Source organism: Pseudomonas sp. DP-17, assembly GCF_022380625.1.
GTDB classification, from domain to species: Bacteria; Pseudomonadota; Gammaproteobacteria; order Pseudomonadales; family Pseudomonadaceae; genus Pseudomonas; species Pseudomonas nitroreducens_A.
In genome coordinates, this window is sequence record NZ_JAKSXG010000015.1 from 26,106 (window position 1) to 44,163 (window position 18,058).

The window sequence follows — 18,058 nt, forward strand, 5'->3', positions numbered from 1 at the left end:
GGCTGTGGCCGAAACAGCTCCGCGAACGACTCGGCTCTGCGCTATGGAGAGAGGTTCTTTCCCTGATCTGCGTTGTGATAGACAGCAGGGAACTCCAGCAGACGGATGATCTTCTGCAGCGCCTCAAGGCTAGTCATGTGGATTTTCCATTCTGGCGGCACGGAGAACTCGAACAGCTTGGGTGCCAATTCTTGCTCCAAGAGGAACGGGTAGACCTTTAACTCTCCCTCGCTGATTGCGCAAATGACTTTCCAGTAGCGAGAGGGAATTTTGATCTTTTCGGTGCCTTCAAAAACCTCGTCCTCATCAGCAAGGATCGGGCCCGCAAAAATACACAGTCGTCCCGCTCCGGATTGCCCGCCAATCAGATTTTCGAGCTGCCCCCAAATGCCGGCATCTGTAGATCGATTGAAGCTCTTAACTTGAGGTGAGCAATTGGTGACGTGATACGTGTCACCGTTGGCACGCCGAATTTCCGAGTACTCGCTACCCCAACATACGTCGTCCCGACGCACTAAATGCCCCTTGTCGAACGCTTGGTTATCGTTCGTGTAGAAGCTATCAGGGATCTGATGCTCTGCAGCGATTCGGGTATCCAGCACCCATTTCTCCTGATCATTTTTTCCCAACCCACCCAGCGGCTTCCTGGCATAGGCTTGGCTCGGATCAGGTGTTCTTGCTGATTTGCTCCAATCCACGTTGGAGGCGGTGAAGATCGGTAGTTTTCTTTCTGCGTGCAGGACGACGGTGAAGTGTTCATAAGGAATCAGATACTCAGAGGAGTGCACCATCGTCGCTGCTTTCTTCTTGTCAACGAGATCTGGAAGGGGAGTGGGCACATCTAGGAAACTGGTATTAAATCCAGTGCGATTGGTGTAATCACGATCAACTATCGGCTCTTTAAGCCCTTCGAATGCCCCGCCTAGCAGTGAGGATGAGAGGACAGTCCTCACTCCATCAGTGTCATTTAGCTCGAGAACCAATGTTCCAATCTCTAGTCGTCCAGCATTAATTTGCGCGCTTGCCGGCCCTGCCGGAGCCATTACCTTTTCGCCAGCGTTGCTCCGGCTGTAGGCGGTGGAGAGCACATCACCACCTTCCATTGCAGCTTGTAGCTCGGGGAAGAATTCGTCTTTTTTCGCGTCTGCTAGAAGCGAGGCGCAAATACTGCTAATCCGAACTCCCTCGTTAGCGATCCAGATAATTAGGTCTTCATCTACTCCAGCCAGCGAGTCAGTCTTGTTGCCATCTTTGAGGACGTAACGACCATCTGCGTCCTGCTGCGCTTTGCCCGAATGATGAAGTGCCACCACTTGGAAGCTGTCGTTAAGGACTGCCGCGCCGCTGGAGCCGGGAGCTGTGTCACTCATGTACCAAAGGAAGTTTGGATCGGACGCGTCGATGCACTGATTCTCTCGGATTGCCCATTGACGGAATGCGCCACCAGGGTGCTGGACGATGCTCAACCATTCCTTTTCGACAACTTTTCCAGCGCGTGCGAGTAGACGGTGGAATCCGAAAGAGGAAAGCTTGGCTGCTCCATCCAGTGACTCCGTTTCGACGGCAACGATGGCGTAGTCCAGGTCTGGGTTCGCGTGGAAATACAAGTCGGGGCGAAGCTTGAATTTATGCGACTGCTCGGGTTGTCCGGCAATTCCCAATCGATAGTTAAACTCCGCGAGGCTGGGAGCGGCATCGCCAGCTTCGGCGAAAACGTGATGGTTCGTTAGCATCAAGCGCGGAGATACCATGAATCCGGTCGCCCAGCCTTTCGTAGCACCAAAATCATCTCTTAGCTGTATGCGGCAGACAGGCCTTCCTGCAAGCAGCGCGCGCTCAAAGAAAAACTCGTCGACTAGGTCGTTGGTGCCGAGTATTCGCTCAAACTCTGTGTCAGATGGCTTGGCTCCACCAGCAAAAAGAAAGCTTTTCCTCGTATCTGATATGTGTCTACGGAGTAGCTGAGTTGTCGGAAATCCCAGCTCCTGTTTGACCTCGATGTTTTTCAATACCTGGGGAGTACGGCTCTTGCTTTTCTCCAACTGCTCCTCTGTGGTCATGCGCATTTTTCCCCTCCTTGCCTTAGGCAATCCATTTGCGGCGGTTCAACGCAGCCAGCAGAGCGTAGTCGAGCGAAGGACGAGACTTAGGCCCGCTTCGAATAAGCTCTAGAACTGGCGCGAGGGGCGGTGATGACCTTGCTACCGCACACCCCAAATTCGCATTTCGGTTGGAGGGCGTCTTCATTCATGTGAAGGATGGTGCACCAGAAAATGACACAGTGAGGCTTGGCGAAACTGTTGTGTCCGAGCTGATCTTGCGGTTGATATCTCGCCCCTGACCCTGCTCACATTCTGCTCTTGGGCCGGCTTAAAAATGGCCAGAGGGCACCTCTGAGATAGCTGTTCCGACGGAGCGTCTATGGTTCCGAGAAAGAGTTACGCAGCCGCTATCAAACGATCGTTTGAAATTTTTTTAGAAAGCGACCCTTGAAAAATTTTCTTCGCGACGGAGTTCTTATATTTGAGGCCAAAAGAAAATCCAGAGCCCTGACCAAGAATCATGTTGGTCGGCGACGTCTGCTCTAGTTCAGCGGTTAAGGATTTTCGGCCTGTTACGTGGATTGTGGAAATGGTTTGGTGATGGGCTGAGACCGTACCTATGAAGTCGCTCTATTCGCAGCCGTAGGCTGCGGCTAAGCATTTTTAAGAAGCCACCATGACGCCCTTCTGTGGAGACGTCTCCGGAGACTGATGAGTGCGGCTCCTGAATCGCTTCCAAGAGCAATTAGCCCACTACGTGGAAGGTGGCGATTTTTTGATGGCTACGGCCCTACGTGAAAGATGAAGGCGTCGCTTGTAGGGCAAGAAGGCTGCACGAAATTCAACGAGTTCAGGCCTTAGGCACTTGATTTTTTCCTCGTTCACGCTGACGGAATGACTTGATGTAATCCGCGTCCAGCAGCCTCTCTGCATCCAGTTCCAGAGCGCAGTTGATTAATGACGCCAGGGTGCTGTCGGAGACTGGAGTTCGCTTGGGGATATCGGTGTTCTTTTTCAGTTTTTCCATGAAGGCCCTTACGAAGTCCGACAGCCCTGGACGCGGGCTTTGAGTGGCGGCCTCTGTTCCCGAGTCAGAGGCCGATACCTCTGCGTTTCTTGCATCGGCGCCAATGGCATCTATGACGGCAGCCAATGCTGGCCAGTACTTCAAGTCAAATTGCCCCTGGAGAGACTCTATGTGCTCCTGCACATGCCACTGGAATTCGTAGTGTTTTGTCTGTTTGGCTGCGAGGTGGATAGCATCGAGGATGTGATAGAGGGTTTCGCTTCGGAAGTCAGAGGTGTCCTGTAGCTCCTGGCGCTTCGCGAGCAGCTCAGCAAGGGCTTTGGACAGCTCGGCGATGCGAGTGTTGATGTTTAGAAGATCCTTACGATCCTGTCTTGCCTTGCTGATTTTCGCCTCGCTGTACAAGACCGGTGTGTAGCTCAGCTCCTCTAGGAAAGCCTTGAGCGCGCCGGGCTTCTCGCCAAACAGTGAGTACAGCTCCTCATAGGCATCTGTGAGCTCATGGCGTCGTGCGAGCATCCCTTCGATGATGCGGTTCGCGCTGGGCCAAATGTTGTTGTGCTCGCGGTTGTACTCGAGGTCTTTTCGAAGGATGTCTTCACAGATTTGAACGGGCAGGGATGGTGCCTTTGCCATTTGACTCACCTGAGGTAGGGACGGGAGCATTGAGCTTACGGAGCCCAGGTGAGTCTGTCGGTATCTATGAAAGGACTCGCCGCGATAGGAAAGATACCTCGCCGGGGCCACACGAAAATGCCCTAGATGAAGGGCTACGCAGTCACTATCAGCCCCGTTGTCTGAGGTGAGTTTGACCAAGGCAATAGTCTGCTATGCAGTGCTTCGATTCACAGCGTGAACGTGAGCCTGCAGGAATGGGGATCTTCCACAAGCCTCTTCTGGCTCCATGCTGAACATCTGAATCAGGGAGGGGGCCGCCCCAAAGCCTCACCCGGCGCTTTGGTGAGAGGGGCTAGCTCAAGCCCGTTTACTGATAGATCCACTGCCGTAGTTCGTCCAGATTCGCCGCCACAATCTGTTGAGCGGCAGCTTTGGCTTGCACCTTGTTTGGGTCAATCTGGTAGCGCTGTAGAACGTACTGAACAAGCGCTCCGCGGCTCGGGATCACCAAGCTCCCATCCTGCATGCCGTAATCCACCTCAATAATTTTTCGCTGGTCAGGCTTGAGGCGCGGATCGGGCTCTATGATCACGTCGACTTCAGCCAGCCAGTCCGCATCCTGGTCTCGGAGATAGTTGGAGGTGTCGAGGACGTCAGGCTGATCCCGGAATCGACTAAGAACAAAGTCCCGGTAGTCCAGGTTCTTTTCGCAGAAGGCCCGGGCGTGCCACCGCATACCCGTGTAGACAAGCGTGTGTGGGGCGATTAAGCGCGTTTCAGGTTTGGGGTTGGCTAGTGATACGTACTCGCACTCCAACCTAAGGCCCTCCCTGCAAGCTTTTAGCAAAGGGCGCAGTACTTCAGGTCGTACAGATCGATCCGGCACCTTGAGCACTTCTGTATGAGCGTATGCGAGCGCTAGCCCCTCAATGTGCGGCTCCTTTTGCTTGTTCTGGTCAAGAAGGTGGAGATAGGCACTGGCGCTACCGTCGATGAAGAGTGGTCGAAAACTGAGGGAGGGTACGTACCCCTTCAAATGCCGGTCATACGTCAAGTTTTGAGGGGCATGCTCGTTGATATAGGTATTGATGTCTTTCGAGGCTTGCTGGCGGCTGATCCCAAAGCTCTGCATCAGATGGCCTGTGGTCAAGCGGCCTTCCCACCAGGCGATGGTCTCGATCAAGCGATACCGAAGTGCTAGATCCCAGCGTACTCCTTCAATCGATTGTGTGCGCTTCATCGCCGCTCCATGTGCTCATTTTGTTTACCTGTACATGTAGACAATCTAGATATGCAATCAAAGTCTACATATCGTTTCTGCATCGACCAAGCGAACTAGAGAGGCAGGGACGTGGATTTTCTGATGTTGGTCTGGTGCTTGGTAGGCCTTGCGCTCGCAGTCGTACTCGCTGGATTAGGTCTCGTGATCATGTTCTGGCTGCGTTACGACACTCTCAAAGACCGCGCTGGCTTTCTCTGGCAACAGCTGGAGGCTGAGCGCCGCCACTGCGCACGTCAGGCTTCTGATCTGTTGGAGCTGCAGGCTGCGCTCAGAGCCGAGCGGTTTCATGTAGAGCAGTTGGAGCGTCAAATCACATTGCTCAAAGGCGTAGAAAGCTAGAGAAAATGGTGTCTCGGCTTGGTATGAAATATTAAACGATATGACGCAATAGTTTACATATGGTGGCCGCCAATTTGCGTGTGCGCCGCCATTCACTCAAAGGAAGAAGGTGGATGTCATGAAGAACGTTTTGGCTGCTGTTGGCTTGGTTGTGGTGCTGAAGCGGGGATATGAGCTCTATCGGGAATACAAGGAACTCAAGCGGGCTCAAGAAGAACGAGCGCCCGGCTCTAGCGCAGGTGTTTCACCGTAGGTACCCAAGTAGATATTTGTAGTGGCTAAAAGCTATCTGTATCGATAGCATCAGACGCCTTTGGATTAGACAGCCTCGCATTATGGGCCCCTTGATGATCAGGAGGGGCATTCAGAGCAGGCTCAGCAGATCCGTTCATGCCGTTGATTGAACACAGCTCAATTCCTCGGTGAGGATCGGTCGTCAGCGTTGAAGTGCGTTTGCAAGGAGATTTGGATGGACGCAATGGAAGTGTACGAACTTTCCCCCCTGGCCAACGCCATCGTCGATCAAGCAATCGATAACGTGAATCGAAAGCTGGTGGCTGGTTACCGCAACAAGAAAAACTCGCGTCCAAATGCGAAAACTGTGGATGTGGGCTCGACCGTCTCCGACACCCTGGATGCAGTTTCAGCGGAAAGCGTTATGGCCGTGGCCAACCGCGGCATAGCCTGGCGGGAGGTGATCACGAAGAGCTTAACTCGAGGCATCTCTTCGCTGAGCACGATGCAGTTTGATGGCGAATTCCGGGTCAAAGACGGCGTAGCGGAAGGTCTGAAAGACATGCCCAACACCCCGGGTGTCTATGTTGTCTACGATGCGTCGAATAAGCCGGTTTACGTAGGCGACAGCGCTAACCTCCAAAAGCGTTGGCACGCAGGCCATATGAACGAGTATCGCCAGGGAGAGCGCAACGGAGAGCCGTACAAGCTAGCAGATGAGTTCAAAGACGGCTGCACCGTCCGCTTTATAGTCATGGACTCGGCGGAGACGGCTGCAGCTGTTGAAGCCCACCTCATTCGCTCTGAGGGCGTGCAGCCGAACGGGCCGCTCATCAATAGCAGAGAGGAGCTGAAAACCGAGCAAGGTACGCGCTCCAACATCGAGGCAAAAAAGATCAAGGATTCGTCGGGCAGCACTGCCAAGCTTGCAATGGGGGCAGCGACAGAGGCTCTTTCGAACTCTGGCTGGCTCGTTCTGGAGCAGCTCTCGGCGGCAATGCTAAAGGCCCTCAAGTTCGAGCTGGTCGACGTTCTGAAGGGGGGCGTCACTAAGCTAATGGATCGAGTGACGCGCTTCTTTCAGAGCATTTGGTCTGTATTGAAGAACATCATCAGCCAACCGCTGAAAATCCTTGAGGGGGTGTTCGAGTTCATCGTGAACGCGCTCTCCAAGGCGATCAGCCAAGTCTACATGCTGGCTCGGAATATCCTGGATCTCGCTAACAGCGCATGGAATCTCTACAAGGGCGCGGAGACCATGAGCACTGAGGAGCTCATCCAAAAGATCACGGAGACCGTAGTGGTTAGTGGATCGGCGGTGATCTGGAATGCGTTGGATCCGGTGATCGAGTCGCAGCTCCTTCCTTTCGTTGGCCCGGTTGCCCCATACCTAGCGGCTGCAATCACTGCGATAGGCTTCGGTATTTCCAGCCACTATTTGCAGGGCGTGGTACCGAAGGTTGTCGAGCTGCTCATCAGTTGCAAGAGCATGCACAAGGAGGCTCTGCAGGCTCGGCTCCAGGCGTGTGAGCAGCTGTTGATCGTTTCTGAGCGCAACCATCGGTTGGTGCTGGAGTTTGAAGGATATGTGGAGGGAACCGGTGAGTTGGTCTACGAAATGCGTGAACAGACCGCCGTGCTTTCTACGCACGAGCCTGTAGCCGCATTTGATATCAAATCATTGCTTAGAACGATCCCAGGAAAAGGAGCGTGATCGTGGGAGAGGTTGTAGTGGGGCAGATCGTCGCTCGTGAGGTTCTGCCTGCTGAGTCTGATAGTGACTTTTTGAGCTTCTATCGAGAATTCGATAAGCGTCTGGATGACCTCAAGGATGCTCTCGCTAGGTCAAAAAATACGCAGACGCTAGCTGAAGCGTTGAGGGGGAGGGGAGGCTTTCAAAACTTTATCGGCGGCGTAACGGGCCGCAATGATAAAGAGCTTGCTGAAATGGTTGGTGATCTTGGCTCCAGCATGGAGATCACTCAAGGCATCCTGCAGATGGTTATGCGGGTGCAGAACACCAAGAACCGGCATCTCCGAGACTTCCACCGAAGCCTCGTTGACAAGATCGCAGACCTACAAAGCGACTCCGCAACGTTGGACTCAAATCAGCGCGAAGCGGCTATCGCAATCGTTTCGGAGCTCAGTGATCAGGTGCGCGCTCAGCTCGAGCAGCAGGAAATCGTTGAGAGCCATCAGAAGAAGCTGGAGCACCTCGATCGCTTTGAAGCTGACACGGTGTCTTTGAATGAACGGCGCGACGAAAGGGTCAGCGAGCTCGAGTCGGCGTCGATTCAAGTGAGCCGCATGGTGGAGCAACAGCAGAAGACGATTGATGCACTTCGGAGCGCTCTTGCCGAGCGAGACGAGCTCCTTCGATTCAGTGCCAAGCGCCACGATGCGCAGGCCGCCGAGACAGAGGCATTGACGCTACAACTGGGTCGGCTGGATAAGACCATTCGATTGCTTGGGCAAGAGCAAGGAGTGCTGGCTGATCGCGTTGGATCGATGGAAAAGGTGTTGGATGACTCGAGATCAATCAAGTCGCTTGTGCTGCGAAACCTCCTGCCGCTTTTGGCGGTTCTCGCCTCGGCCGCTAGCTTGGTATTTGCCCTGCGGTAGTCAATTTTGTTGTGAAGGAGAGGTGAGTTAAATGGGAATCCGCGGTTGGCTTTCAAAGGCGGCAGATGCCATAAACGACGCAGCTGATGAGGCTAGGTTGCAGCAGAAGCTTCGAGCTTGGGAGGAGACGAAAGCCCGGGGGTACGGCCGGAATTATGATCGCCTCCAGAACGAAGAGTTTGAGAAGACTGGTGGAGGTTTAGCGGTCAGAGATCTTACAGTCTTGTTTCTCTGGTCAGCGTCTGAAGGGCGATCGGAGGACAGGCAGTTCTTCGAGTACATCCTGAGAACGGATCCCCAGATCAAGTCGCGCTTGCTGAGTGACAGAAAATTTGTCTCTAAGGCAAATACAGCAGCGGCGCTGGAGTTCTGTGAAGCAGTCGATGGGCTCGTGGGGCAAAGCTAGCGAGACGTCTGAAGGCATTGGGAGGTTCGGTTTTCGAGCACTCCCTGTCTCTCCGGCGTTTGCTATCGCTCTATCTCGTCAATCCGTTGGAGGTCGGTTGTCGCTGAGGGCAGGCATCCCCTGAAATTGCCATCCTCGTGGCTGTACGCTGCGGCTACGCTTTGGGTACCGACATGCCCACGGCAGTGCCAGCTAGCGATTCGTTACTGTCTGGATCGTCCATCTCGTCCAGAAAGGCCATTGCATCGGTGAACTTTCCGTCCTGTATTTCCTTGTCGCTCAGTTCCAGGAGCTGTAGGAGTGCCTGGGCTTCCTGTTGATCTATTTCCACGACGTCTCCTCAATGGCCGTATAGGCCCACGATCGTTTGGCTGACGATGCTATACCCGAATAGCTGTTTCAGCAGCTCGTCTCGCGTTAGGCCAACCGGCGTGTCCGTTGCGATGACGGTGAATCTGGGTTCGTTACCAATCGTAGGTGAGATTCGCTGTCACGGTTCGACCTTGGCCATAGGTGTACTCCCAGGCGCCGCTGCATCGACTGACATAGAGTTTGTTGTCCGGGTTTTCGATGTTCGCCTGATCTCGCCGCAACCCCCAAAGCTACGGCGAGGCTAGACCCACTCAGTTCTCGTATCGCAGTGTGACGGCGAAATTACGCGGCTCGCCGTAGTAATTGCCCAGGTTCGAGTTGTAGATCGAGGCGTAGTATTTCTTGTCGAACACGTTGTTGAGATTCAGTTGCGCACTCAGGTTGCCGTTGATCTGGTAGTTGGCGTTCAGACCGACTAGGTTGTAAGCGCCTTGCTCCACGTTGCCCAGGTAGACCTTGCTCTGATGGTAGAGGTCGCCGCCCACGCGCCAGTCGCTCAACTCTCCAGGCAGACGATAACTGCTCGCCAGTTTGAACAACCGCTGGGGGGCGGTTTCAGTTGCGTAATCAGTACCCTTGCGGGATCCGGCCACATACTCGGGGTGGCTGTAGGTGTAGCCCACTACCGCATTCCAACCCTTGAGAATCTCGCCAGACACCTCAGCCTCGAAACCGCGATTGCGTACTTTGCCACCTTCCTCATAGCAGGTTGAGGTACGCCCCGGCCCGCAAATACGTGCCGCACCGGTAACCGCCTGGGGCATATGGCTCTGGTCGACCTGGAAAATCGCCAGCGAGGTATTGAGCAGCCCGTTGTAGAACTCGTTCTTGAGGCCTACTTCGTAGTTACTGCCAGTGATCGGGTCGAGCAGCTTGTTGTCAATGTCGTAGTTGTTTTGAACCTGATAGATCTCGGTGTAGCTAGCGTAGACCGAGGCGCTGTCAGTCAGGTCATAGACGACACCGGCGTAGGGAATGACTTTTCCGTCTTCCTTGAAGCGGTCGTCATAGTCGGCAGAGGCGTAGTCGACCCAGCTGAAGCGGCTACCAAGGATCACATGCAGGTCGTCGGTGGGGTTCAACCGGGTGGCGGCATACACTCCCTTGTCCTTGCGCACGTTACGGTACTGGATGCGCTCATAGCCATAGGTGGGCGAGGCCACTTGCGAAGGGGCGAAATCAAGAATCTCGACCACGCTTGGGTTGTTGTTGTAGCGCGATTCGTTGATGAAGCGATCCTTGCGTGCGTTAGCGCCGAACACCAGTTCGTGGCGTTGGCCAAGCAGGTAGAACGCGCCGTTCAGCGCCGCATCGAGGCTGATTTGCTCGTCGTCGTATTTGGTGTCGTTGGTGAACAGGCGGAACTGGTCATTACCAATGTTGTTGCCGTAGAGCCCAAGGAAATCTGCATTTGACCAGGTCAGGTTGGTATTGACCGTCAGCTTCCAGTCATCGTTGAAGGCATGCTTGATGTCTGCGAATACGGTGCGATTTATTTTGTTCAGGTGGGCCCAGCTCGGCGCAAAGGAGCTGGAGCGCGACAGTGGATAGAAGCTGCCATTGAGTTGCGTGGGAAGACCGCCCCAGTCATAGCCACCGTGATAATCCTTTTGCAGCACGGTACCCAGACTTACGGTAGTGGCTTCGCTCAAGTCGGCTTCACCAATGGCGTAAAAGAGCTGGTTCTCTTTGTCAGCGCGATCTACAAAACTGTTGCCGGCGTTGTACAGCAGCACTGCTCTGGCGCGCAGTGTTCCCTGTTCGTTCAACGGCCCGCCCACGTCGATCTGGCTGTGGTAGTTGTCCCAGGAGCCAGCGCCGATTTCGGCTTTGAACTTGTAGGTGTCCGTTGGGCGCTTACGCACCAGGTTGATGGCTGCCGAGGGGTTGCCAGCCCCCTGCATCAGACCGTTTGCGCCGCGAACGAACTCTACACGGTCGTAGATTGCCATGTTGTTCACCGAGGTCACATCCATCGAGTAACTCTCGGAAATACTCGTTGGCACGCCGTCGTATTGCAGGTCGTTTACCTGGAATCCACGAGAAAAGTAACGCGAGCGCTCGGTGCCAAAGTCCTTGGCTGTGCTGATGCCGGTGGCAGCCCTGGCAACGTCCTCCAGAGACTGCATATTCTGATCGTCCATTTGCTGGCGCGTGACGACGCTGACCGACTGTGGCGTTTCCCGCAGCGAGAGGTTCAGCTTCGTTGCGGTGCTGGAGCTGCCGGTGGTGTAGGAGCCGGTGCCTTCGGTCACCGACCCCGGGGACAACCCCGAGATAGTCAGAGGATCCATTTCCAGGGCACCTTCGGCGGCGGGAATGGGCTGGATCAGCCAATTGCCGCCGGCGCTCCTTCGAGCTGCCAGCCCACTGCCGCTCAGCAGCTGATCCAGGCCACTCTGTACGTCGAATTCTCCACGCAGCGCTGGCGCCTGCTTGCCCTGGGTCAGTGATGGATCGAAAGGCAGCGTGATCCCGGCAGCCTGGGCAAACCCGTTCAGAGAATCCTCCAGCGCGCCGGCGTGTAGGTCGTAGCGATGAGTCCCGTTTTGATCAGCGTGCACGCCGATGCTGGCCAGTGACACGACGGCGGTGCTGCTGAGGAGAATGCCGCGAAGGGTGAGGGCGAGGGTGGTGCAACGCAATGCGCGCGACGGCGAGGAATGGGATGGCATGGACAACAAGCTCCTTGGCAATGGCAGTGTGTTTTCCTGTCTGCCGAAGGGCTCGGAAAAAACCGTAATCGTTATCGAGAATTTTTTGCATTGAGCTCAGCGAGCGACGATGCGAATCCACAGCGGCGTGAAGCGCTGGACGCGCAGCGGCATCGAATCGGCGAGGGCGTCGAGGACGTCATCGATGCTGTCGAGCTGGAATACGCCGGAGACCTCCAGCGCAGCAATCGACGGGTCGCAGCTGAGCCATCCCTGGCGATAGCGCCCTAGCTCCTTGATCAGGTCGGCCATGCGCATGCGCTTCGCCACAAGCTGGCCGCGTGTCCAGGCGCTGGCATTCATGGTGCTTTGTTCGACCTGTCGAGTGCCTGAACCTAGGATCAGGTATTCCTCGCCCGCCAACACCCGGATCGGCTGTGCGTCTGCGCGATGGATAGCGACGATCCCGTCCTCGACCCGCAAACGCGTTCCTTCGGCTTCATCGCGCACTGCAAAGGCGGTGCCGATGGCCTGCAGTCGAGCATGGCGGCTCTCCACCCATAGGCTGCGATAACCCGCCGGTGCCTCGCTGTCCTTGCCCGAGTCGATGAAGATCTCGCCGCGCAGCAATGCGATCGTCCGGCGCTGTGCGGTGAAGCGCACGTCCACCGCGCTGGAGGTATTGAGCTGCAGACGAGTGCCGTCGCTCAGGAGGAACTGCTGACGCTCACCAACACCGGTGACGTAGTCCGCCCCCCAGGTTGCTAGCGGGCGCTCACGCAGTCCCCAGCCACTGAGGCTGCCGATTGCCACGCCAAAGCCCAGCACCTTGAGTGCCTGGCGGCGGCCGTGACGCTTGCCCTGCAGGCGTTGCAGGATGTCCAGTGCGACACCGCCGGGTAGTTCAGCCATGCGTCCGAAGGACGAGTCGCTGGACTGCAAGGCTCGCCAGGCGGTTTCGTGAATCGGATCTGCCTGCCGCCAGAGCAGGCAGGCCGTCTGCGTTTGCTCGTCCGCATAGCCCGATTTCAGACGCACCAGCCAGCCGATGGCCTGGTCGAGTACTGCATCCGGCAATTCCGTGGTGCTCATTGCTGTGCCAGAAAGCAGTGGCGAATGGCGGTGGCCATGTACTTCTCCACCGAGCTCAGACTCACGTTCAGGCGCTCGGCTATCTCTTTGTAGCCCAGGCCCTCAAGCCGTGACAGCAGAAACGCGTTACGTACCTTCGGCGCCAGGCCATCCAGTACCGCATCGATTCGCGCGAGGGTCTCCAGCAGGATCAACTGCGACTCCGGGGAGGGCATCTCCGCTTCGGGGAGATGGGCAATGGCTTCCAGATAGGCCTGCTCGACGCGCTGACGACGCACCCGGTCGATCAGCAAGCCGCGGGCGACGACGCTCAGCCAAGCACGTGGCTGCCTGACTTCCTGCAGTTGCGTTGGCTTGCCGAGCAGGTGGACAAAAGTGTCATGGGCCAGGTCGGCTGCATTGTCCGCGTGGCGCAGGCGCTTGCGCAGCCAGCCGAGTAACCAGGCGTGGTGATCGAGATACAGCGAGTGGATGTCGGCGTGATGGACGCTGGGAGCGGGCGGGGAGGTCAACGCGAATCCTTGCGTGATAACGGCTTGCATATGAGAATCTATCTCATATTAAGCGGGCGCTATCCAGACGGCAAGAAGAGCGATTGCTGGAGCTAGGGAGATGGGACGCTTTTGGGCTTTCCGATAGTGGTCGATCGCCGTCGCCAATGATGGCCGATATCGACCCTTAGCTGCCACTGATGAGCAGCAGTAACCGGTAGGTAGCAAACATTCGTCAGGCCGACCGATGTACCTAGTCCGCAGAAAAGTGAACCGACACATTCCCCTTCCCGAGAGTCTCGACAAGCTGATCGGGGCTATCGACTTGTCCCAGGCGGGTGTAAGCGTAGGCTGACTCAAACGTTTGGTAGAAGACCACCAGCGTATCGTTGCCGTACAGCATCAGATCTCCATTGCGGATGGTGCCAGGCCTCGCAGCACGGGCTGGCAGCCGCTGCGGCAAGCTCGCGTACTTCTCATTGGCATTGAGCTCGGTCATGTCCAGGGTCAGGGGCAATAAGTTAACGAGTGCCCGAGCGCTCTCACTATCGTCCAGGGTAATAGCGAAGCGCTGGTCACCAACGGTCATCCACATACGTTCCTCCTTCGGCTTTGGCGCCGCAATTACCCAGCCACTGAGCATAATCAGCAGGCAGAGCCGGACGCCCGCACGGCAAAAATGCAGGCTGATCATGAAGACTTCTGACTCCGGCCTGGTTGTGCACGCATGGCCATAAGCGTCATGGCCGCGCCAACCAGCAGAATGGCCGCACTGGCATTAAAGGTGCTCTGGTAGCCGCTGTGGTCGAACAGCCAGCCACCCAGCATCGAGCCCGAGGCAATGGCAAGCTGCACCACTGCCACCATCAGCCCACCGCCGGCCTCGGCATCGTTGGGCATCGCTTGGGCAACCCAGCTCCACCAGCCGACAGGCGCTGCCGTAGCCATCAGTCCCCACAGGCCCAGCAGGATCGCCACCGGAACGACCGCGCTGCCGACTGGGATCAGCGCGAGGGCAATCACCGCCATCAGCAGCGGAATAGCCATCAGCGTGCGATACAGCCCTTTCTTCAGCAGGGCGCCGATCAACAGCGTCCCACCCAGGCCGGCAACGCCGATCACCAGCAAGAGCAGCGATAGCATGGTGGCATCGACCTTCGTCACCGTTTCCAGGAACGGTCTGAGGTAGGTGAACAGCGCGAACTGCCCCATGAAGAAGGCGCCGCAAGCCGCGATGCCGAGGGCCACCGAACGAGTCCCAAGCAGCCTGAAAACGTTGCCCGCAGCTCGCTTCCGCTCCTGGGCCTGCATGCTGGGCAGGCTGATCCATTGCCAGACCAGTGCGACGACCGCTACCGGCACCAGGCAGAGAAACGCGCCACGCCAGCCGACCATCGTGCCCAGATAGCTGCCCAGTGGCGCCGCGATCACCGTGGCCAGCGCGTTACCACCATTGAAAACGGCCAGCGCCTTGGGCACCTGATCGTCGGGCACCAGACGCATGGCCGTGGCCGCTGACATCGACCAGAAGCCACCAATGACGACACCTATCAACGCTCGTCCGACCATGTAGAGGGTGAAACTCGGTGCGAGCGCTACAACGGCACCGGAGATTGCCATCAGGCTCGTCAGGATAAGCAGGAGCGTCTTGCGATCCATGCTACCGGCCAGCCAGGTGATCGACAGGCTGGTCAGCACGGCAAAGGCACCGGAGATGGCAATGCCTTGCCCTGCCGCGCCTTCGCTGACATGCAGATCGACTGCCAGCGGCGTCAGCAGACTGACGGGCATGAACTCCGAGGCGATCAGGGCAAAGACGCAGAGCGTCATCGCCAACACCCCGCCCCAGTGACTGGGGCGGGACAGTGGCTGGTCAGCGTGGGCGGTAAGTGGGGTCTTCATGGTGCCCACCGGATCACTTCAGGCCGTTCTGGAAGAACTGGGTGAGCTTGTCGAAAGGAATCAGGTTCACGCGGTCATACAGGTCGACGTGTCCGGCGTTGGGGACGATGTAGAGCTCCTTGGGTTCACCTGCCAGACGGAATGCCTCCTCACTGAATTCGCGCGAGTGGGCGTTCTGGCCAGCAATGAACAGCAGCGGGCGTGGGGAGATGGTCTCGATATCCGCGAACGGATAGAAATTCATGAACTTGATGTTACTGGTCAGCGTCGGGTGGGTGGTCAGCTCGGGACTGGAGCCTGCCGGAGTGAACTCGCCACGAGGCGTGCGATAGAAGTCGAAGAACTCGCGCTGGATCGGGTGGGTATCGTTCGTCAGTTCGTGCACAGTGCCGCTGGTGTATTGGGTCTTGCCGCCGGCGAACTCCACATAGCGCTGCTCGGCCGCTGCTGCGATTGCCTGCTTGCGCTGCTCCAGCGTTTGCGAATGCTTGAGCCCATTGCGATTGGCGGCGCCCATGTCATACATGCTGACCGTTGCAATAGCTCTCATGCGCGGATCGATCTTGGCCGCACTGATCACGAAGCTGCCGCTGCCACAGATGCCCAGCACGCCGATGCGCTGCCGATCCACGAACGCCTGGGTGCCGAGATAATCGACAGCCGCACTGAAATCTTCCGCATAGAGGTCGGGGAGAACGGCGTTGCGTGGGCTGCCTTCGCTCTCACCCCAGAACGACAAGTCCAGCGCTAGGGTCACGAAGCCTCGCTCCGCCAGTTTCTGGGCGTACAGGTTGGAACTCTGCTCCTTAACCGCGCCCATGGGATGGCCAACGATGATTGCCGGGCTACGGGCGGTGGTACCTACGCTTTTGGGGATGAAGAGGTTGCCCGCGACCTTCATCTGGTACTGGTTCATGAAGCTGACCTTCTCCATGGTCACCTTGTCGCTCTTGAAAAAATTGTCTGCACCGTTGGACATATCGGCTCCCAGGGCTGTGACCGAGCTGAGCAGAAGGCCCAGGGCTACGAGAAGTCTCTTCATTGGGTCATCTCTCACGGGTTGAAGATCGATCGTCGAGGGGGTTCTGACGATTGCGTGGCCCGCTCGCGTGCAAAAAAGTACAAGAGGGCCGAGAGCATTGTCGTGAAAGAGTGAGGCTTTGATTAGCTAATGAATGCTGAAAGCCGCTATAACCTCTGCTACTGAATAAGAGGATGGACGCATGCCTCGGCATAATTTCAACGACCTGCAAGCCTTCGTGACGGTGGCGCGCGAGGGCAGTTTTACCCGTGCAGCAGCACACCTGGGCGTAACCCAATCTGCGGTAAGTCAGGTTGTGTCGGCGTTGGAGGCACGGCTGCAGATTCGCCTGCTCACACGCACCACCCGCAGTGTTTCGCTGACGGCGGCGGGTGAACGGCTCATGGACGCCATCGGCCACCGTTTCGATGAGATCGAAGCCGAGCTGGATGCCCTGACCGAGCTGCGCGACAAGCCGGCGGGCAAGGTTCGTATCACCTGTGGCGACAACATCATCAAGACGACCTTGCTGCCCAAGCTGATCCCCCTTCTGGCGGCCTATCCAGACATCAAGCTCGAATTCGATATCAACTACGGTTTCCGAGATATCGTGGCTGACCGTTTCGATGCCGGCGTGCGCTTCAGCGGTACGGTGGCGCAAGACATGATTGCCATGCCCATCGGCGGCGATCTGCGCATGGCCGTGGTGGCCGCCCCCAGCTATTTCGCCGAGCACCCCATACCCAGGCATCCTAACGACCTGGCTGCGCATAGGTGCATCGATATCCGCTTTCCCACCTACGGCGGAGTGGATGCCTGGGAGTTCGAGCGCAAAGGCAAGAAACTGAGGGTGAGGGTCGACGGGCAGCTGGTGTTCAACACCACCACCCACATCGCCGACGCCGCCGTCGCAGGCTTGGGCATCGCCTACCTGCCCGAAGACGAGTTTGACCCTCACCTTGAAGAGGGCCGGTTGATTCGAGTGCTGGAAGACTGGTGCGAGCCGTTTTCCGGCTATCACCTCTACTACCCCAGCCGCAGGCAACCTTCGCCGGCTTTCGCTCTTGTACTCGAGGCGTTGCGATTGACGAAGTAGGTGGAAAACAACGGGATCGGTTCCATTTTGCCCGTTATGTCCGCTTCTGGCCGTTTGCGGCCCCTAGGCAAAGGCAGCTCTCGGCCAGAAGTCGATGAACAAGCAATTTCCAGGGCGGCTAAGCGCGCTGAAGAGACCACAGATCTGGCCACATGTGCACGGCGCACCCCCGAAAAGCATGCGAGCTGCCTAAAGGTAGATGTCTGCAGATCTTGCGGGTAGCGATCTACCGAGCGGTGCCATAAAGTGCTGAGCGGATATACTCGTTGATCGGATCTGGGAGAAGGTCTTGAGGATGGTCGCCACCTAGGGTAGCAATCCCACTTTTACCGTCAATCACAGTGGAGCTCTCCGCTTCGCCGGAGAAGACATCCACGATGTCGATTTTTACTTCGACCTTATCGCGCATGAAATTCCACTCCGTAGCGCGGTCTTCCCAATGCAGGATGGTCGGAAAAACCAGGTAGCTGTAGCCACCGATACGGGCGCTGTTGAGGGCTTGGTCGAAGTCCTCAACGCGACTCGAACTCGTCACCTTCTGCGAGTTTTTCTGAAGTGCGGACTTAATGATGCTGGAGGTCATCTTGCCCGAGCCAGGGTAGGACTTCGCGCCGTACAGCCCATCTTCAGGAAGAGCCACGTAGTAGCTTGAGTGGGCGGGAAGGCCGGTCGACTTGTCGTCTTTGACGAAATGAGTCGAGTCCATGCAGCCCACTGACGAGACTGCGAGTGCTGCGACTGCTAGAAGTCTTGAGACTGAAACCGAGATCATCTTCTTTCCTTAGAGTGATGTGCAGCCACCCTCTGGGGAGGGTGAGATTACCGGGCTCAAAGATTACCGGCGTGCGCCATTATTTCGC

The 18,058-nt window shown here is 56.7% G+C and carries 16 protein-coding genes and 1 pseudogene; 6 read left to right on the plus strand and 11 right to left on the minus strand.

The window, feature by feature from the left end:
* Positions 1-41: 41 nt before the first annotated feature.
* From MJ122_RS23865 to MJ122_RS23875, 3 genes are all read right to left on the minus strand, one after another.
* The gene (locus tag MJ122_RS23865) at positions 42-2,066 is read right to left on the minus strand and encodes a DNA/RNA non-specific endonuclease (RefSeq protein ID WP_239746246.1); all 2,025 of its coding nucleotides are present in this window, start codon (positions 2,064-2,066) and stop codon (positions 42-44) included.
* Between the two features lie 826 nt (positions 2,067-2,892).
* Positions 2,893-3,705 carry a hypothetical protein gene (locus MJ122_RS23870; RefSeq protein ID WP_239746247.1) on the minus strand — a complete coding sequence of 271 codons (813 nt, stop codon included), beginning with the start codon at positions 3,703-3,705 and terminating at the stop codon, positions 2,893-2,895.
* A gap of 349 nt (positions 3,706-4,054) precedes the next feature.
* The gene (locus MJ122_RS23875) at positions 4,055-4,927 is read right to left on the minus strand and encodes a WYL domain-containing protein (protein ID WP_239746248.1); all 873 of its coding nucleotides are present in this window, start codon (positions 4,925-4,927) and stop codon (positions 4,055-4,057) included.
* Positions 4,928-5,110: 183 nt separating this feature from the next.
* Here MJ122_RS23875 and MJ122_RS23880 point away from each other — a divergent pair, with 183 nt between their 5' ends.
* From MJ122_RS23880 to MJ122_RS23895, 5 genes are all read left to right on the plus strand, one after another.
* On the plus strand, positions 5,111-5,308 hold the full coding sequence (locus tag MJ122_RS23880) for a hypothetical protein (protein ID WP_239746249.1): 198 nt from the start codon (positions 5,111-5,113) through the stop codon (positions 5,306-5,308).
* Between the two features lie 118 nt (positions 5,309-5,426).
* Positions 5,427-5,561 carry a hypothetical protein gene (locus MJ122_RS30075; protein WP_275590808.1) on the plus strand — a complete coding sequence of 45 codons (135 nt, stop codon included), beginning with the start codon at positions 5,427-5,429 and terminating at the stop codon, positions 5,559-5,561.
* 216 nt (positions 5,562-5,777) lie between these two features.
* The gene (locus tag MJ122_RS23885) at positions 5,778-7,256 is read left to right on the plus strand and encodes a GIY-YIG nuclease family protein (protein WP_239746250.1); all 1,479 of its coding nucleotides are present in this window, start codon (positions 5,778-5,780) and stop codon (positions 7,254-7,256) included.
* Entirely contained in the window at positions 7,253-8,164 is a 912-nt protein-coding gene (locus MJ122_RS23890) for an ATG16 family protein (protein ID WP_239746251.1), read from the plus strand. The genes MJ122_RS23885 and MJ122_RS23890 overlap by 4 nt, the downstream gene beginning before the upstream one ends.
* Before the next feature lie 31 nt (positions 8,165-8,195).
* The gene (locus MJ122_RS23895; protein WP_239746252.1) at positions 8,196-8,570 is read left to right on the plus strand and encodes a hypothetical protein; all 375 of its coding nucleotides are present in this window, start codon (positions 8,196-8,198) and stop codon (positions 8,568-8,570) included.
* A 217-nt stretch (positions 8,571-8,787) separates the two neighbouring features.
* On the opposite strand, the pseudogene MJ122_RS30185 reads toward MJ122_RS23895, so the two are convergent.
* From MJ122_RS30185 to MJ122_RS23930, 7 genes and pseudogenes are all read right to left on the minus strand, one after another.
* A pseudogene (locus tag MJ122_RS30185) lies at positions 8,788-8,889 on the minus strand (antitoxin, Phd family protein); the annotation flags it as partial.
* A gap of 304 nt (positions 8,890-9,193) precedes the next feature.
* Entirely contained in the window at positions 9,194-11,617 is a 2,424-nt protein-coding gene (locus MJ122_RS23905; RefSeq protein ID WP_239746254.1) for a TonB-dependent siderophore receptor, read from the minus strand.
* 96 nt (positions 11,618-11,713) lie between these two features.
* Positions 11,714-12,688, minus strand: a complete 975-nt coding sequence (locus MJ122_RS23910) for a FecR family protein (RefSeq protein ID WP_239746255.1) — start codon at positions 12,686-12,688, stop codon at positions 11,714-11,716.
* A complete protein-coding gene (locus tag MJ122_RS23915; protein ID WP_239746256.1) occupies positions 12,685-13,230 on the minus strand; it encodes a sigma-70 family RNA polymerase sigma factor in 546 nt (181 codons plus the stop codon). The genes MJ122_RS23910 and MJ122_RS23915 overlap by 4 nt, the downstream gene beginning before the upstream one ends.
* Positions 13,231-13,432: 202 nt before the next feature.
* Positions 13,433-13,873 carry a cyclophilin-like fold protein gene (locus MJ122_RS23920; RefSeq protein WP_239746257.1) on the minus strand — a complete coding sequence of 147 codons (441 nt, stop codon included), beginning with the start codon at positions 13,871-13,873 and terminating at the stop codon, positions 13,433-13,435.
* On the minus strand, positions 13,870-15,081 hold the full coding sequence (locus tag MJ122_RS23925) for an MFS transporter (protein ID WP_239746258.1): 1,212 nt from the start codon (positions 15,079-15,081) through the stop codon (positions 13,870-13,872). The genes MJ122_RS23920 and MJ122_RS23925 overlap by 4 nt, the downstream gene beginning before the upstream one ends.
* A 13-nt stretch (positions 15,082-15,094) precedes the next feature.
* Positions 15,095-16,123, minus strand: a complete 1,029-nt coding sequence (locus tag MJ122_RS23930) for an alpha/beta hydrolase (RefSeq protein ID WP_239746259.1) — start codon at positions 16,121-16,123, stop codon at positions 15,095-15,097.
* A 181-nt stretch (positions 16,124-16,304) separates the two neighbouring features.
* Here MJ122_RS23930 and MJ122_RS23935 point away from each other — a divergent pair, with 181 nt between their 5' ends.
* On the plus strand, positions 16,305-17,198 hold the full coding sequence (locus MJ122_RS23935; protein WP_239746260.1) for a LysR family transcriptional regulator: 894 nt from the start codon (positions 16,305-16,307) through the stop codon (positions 17,196-17,198).
* A 226-nt stretch (positions 17,199-17,424) separates the two neighbouring features.
* Here the strand turns inward: MJ122_RS23935 and MJ122_RS23940 are convergent, their stop codons facing one another.
* Entirely contained in the window at positions 17,425-17,904 is a 480-nt protein-coding gene (locus tag MJ122_RS23940) for a DUF4823 domain-containing protein (RefSeq protein WP_239746261.1), read from the minus strand.
* Positions 17,905-18,058 lie beyond the last annotated feature (154 nt).

Coding starts and splice junctions, on each gene's coding strand:
- MJ122_RS23865 (WP_239746246.1), bottom strand. CDS start 2,066: ATGCGCATGACCACAGAGGAGCAGTTGGAGAAAAGCAAGAGCCGTACT.
- MJ122_RS23870 (WP_239746247.1), bottom strand. CDS start 3,705: ATGGCAAAGGCACCATCCCTGCCCGTTCAAATCTGTGAAGACATCCTT.
- MJ122_RS23875 (WP_239746248.1), bottom strand. CDS start 4,927: ATGAAGCGCACACAATCGATTGAAGGAGTACGCTGGGATCTAGCACTT.
- MJ122_RS30075 (WP_275590808.1), top strand. CDS start 5,427: ATGAAGAACGTTTTGGCTGCTGTTGGCTTGGTTGTGGTGCTGAAGCGG.
- MJ122_RS23885 (WP_239746250.1), top strand. CDS start 5,778: ATGGACGCAATGGAAGTGTACGAACTTTCCCCCCTGGCCAACGCCATC.
- MJ122_RS23895 (WP_239746252.1), top strand. CDS start 8,196: ATGGGAATCCGCGGTTGGCTTTCAAAGGCGGCAGATGCCATAAACGAC.
- MJ122_RS23905 (WP_239746254.1), bottom strand. CDS start 11,617: ATGCCATCCCATTCCTCGCCGTCGCGCGCATTGCGTTGCACCACCCTC.
- MJ122_RS23910 (WP_239746255.1), bottom strand. CDS start 12,688: ATGAGCACCACGGAATTGCCGGATGCAGTACTCGACCAGGCCATCGGC.
- MJ122_RS23915 (WP_239746256.1), bottom strand. CDS start 13,230: ATGCAAGCCGTTATCACGCAAGGATTCGCGTTGACCTCCCCGCCCGCT.
- MJ122_RS23920 (WP_239746257.1), bottom strand. CDS start 13,873: ATGATCAGCCTGCATTTTTGCCGTGCGGGCGTCCGGCTCTGCCTGCTG.
- MJ122_RS23925 (WP_239746258.1), bottom strand. CDS start 15,081: ATGAAGACCCCACTTACCGCCCACGCTGACCAGCCACTGTCCCGCCCC.
- MJ122_RS23930 (WP_239746259.1), bottom strand. CDS start 16,123: ATGAAGAGACTTCTCGTAGCCCTGGGCCTTCTGCTCAGCTCGGTCACA.
- MJ122_RS23935 (WP_239746260.1), top strand. CDS start 16,305: ATGCCTCGGCATAATTTCAACGACCTGCAAGCCTTCGTGACGGTGGCG.
- MJ122_RS23940 (WP_239746261.1), bottom strand. CDS start 17,904: ATGGACTCGACTCATTTCGTCAAAGACGACAAGTCGACCGGCCTTCCC.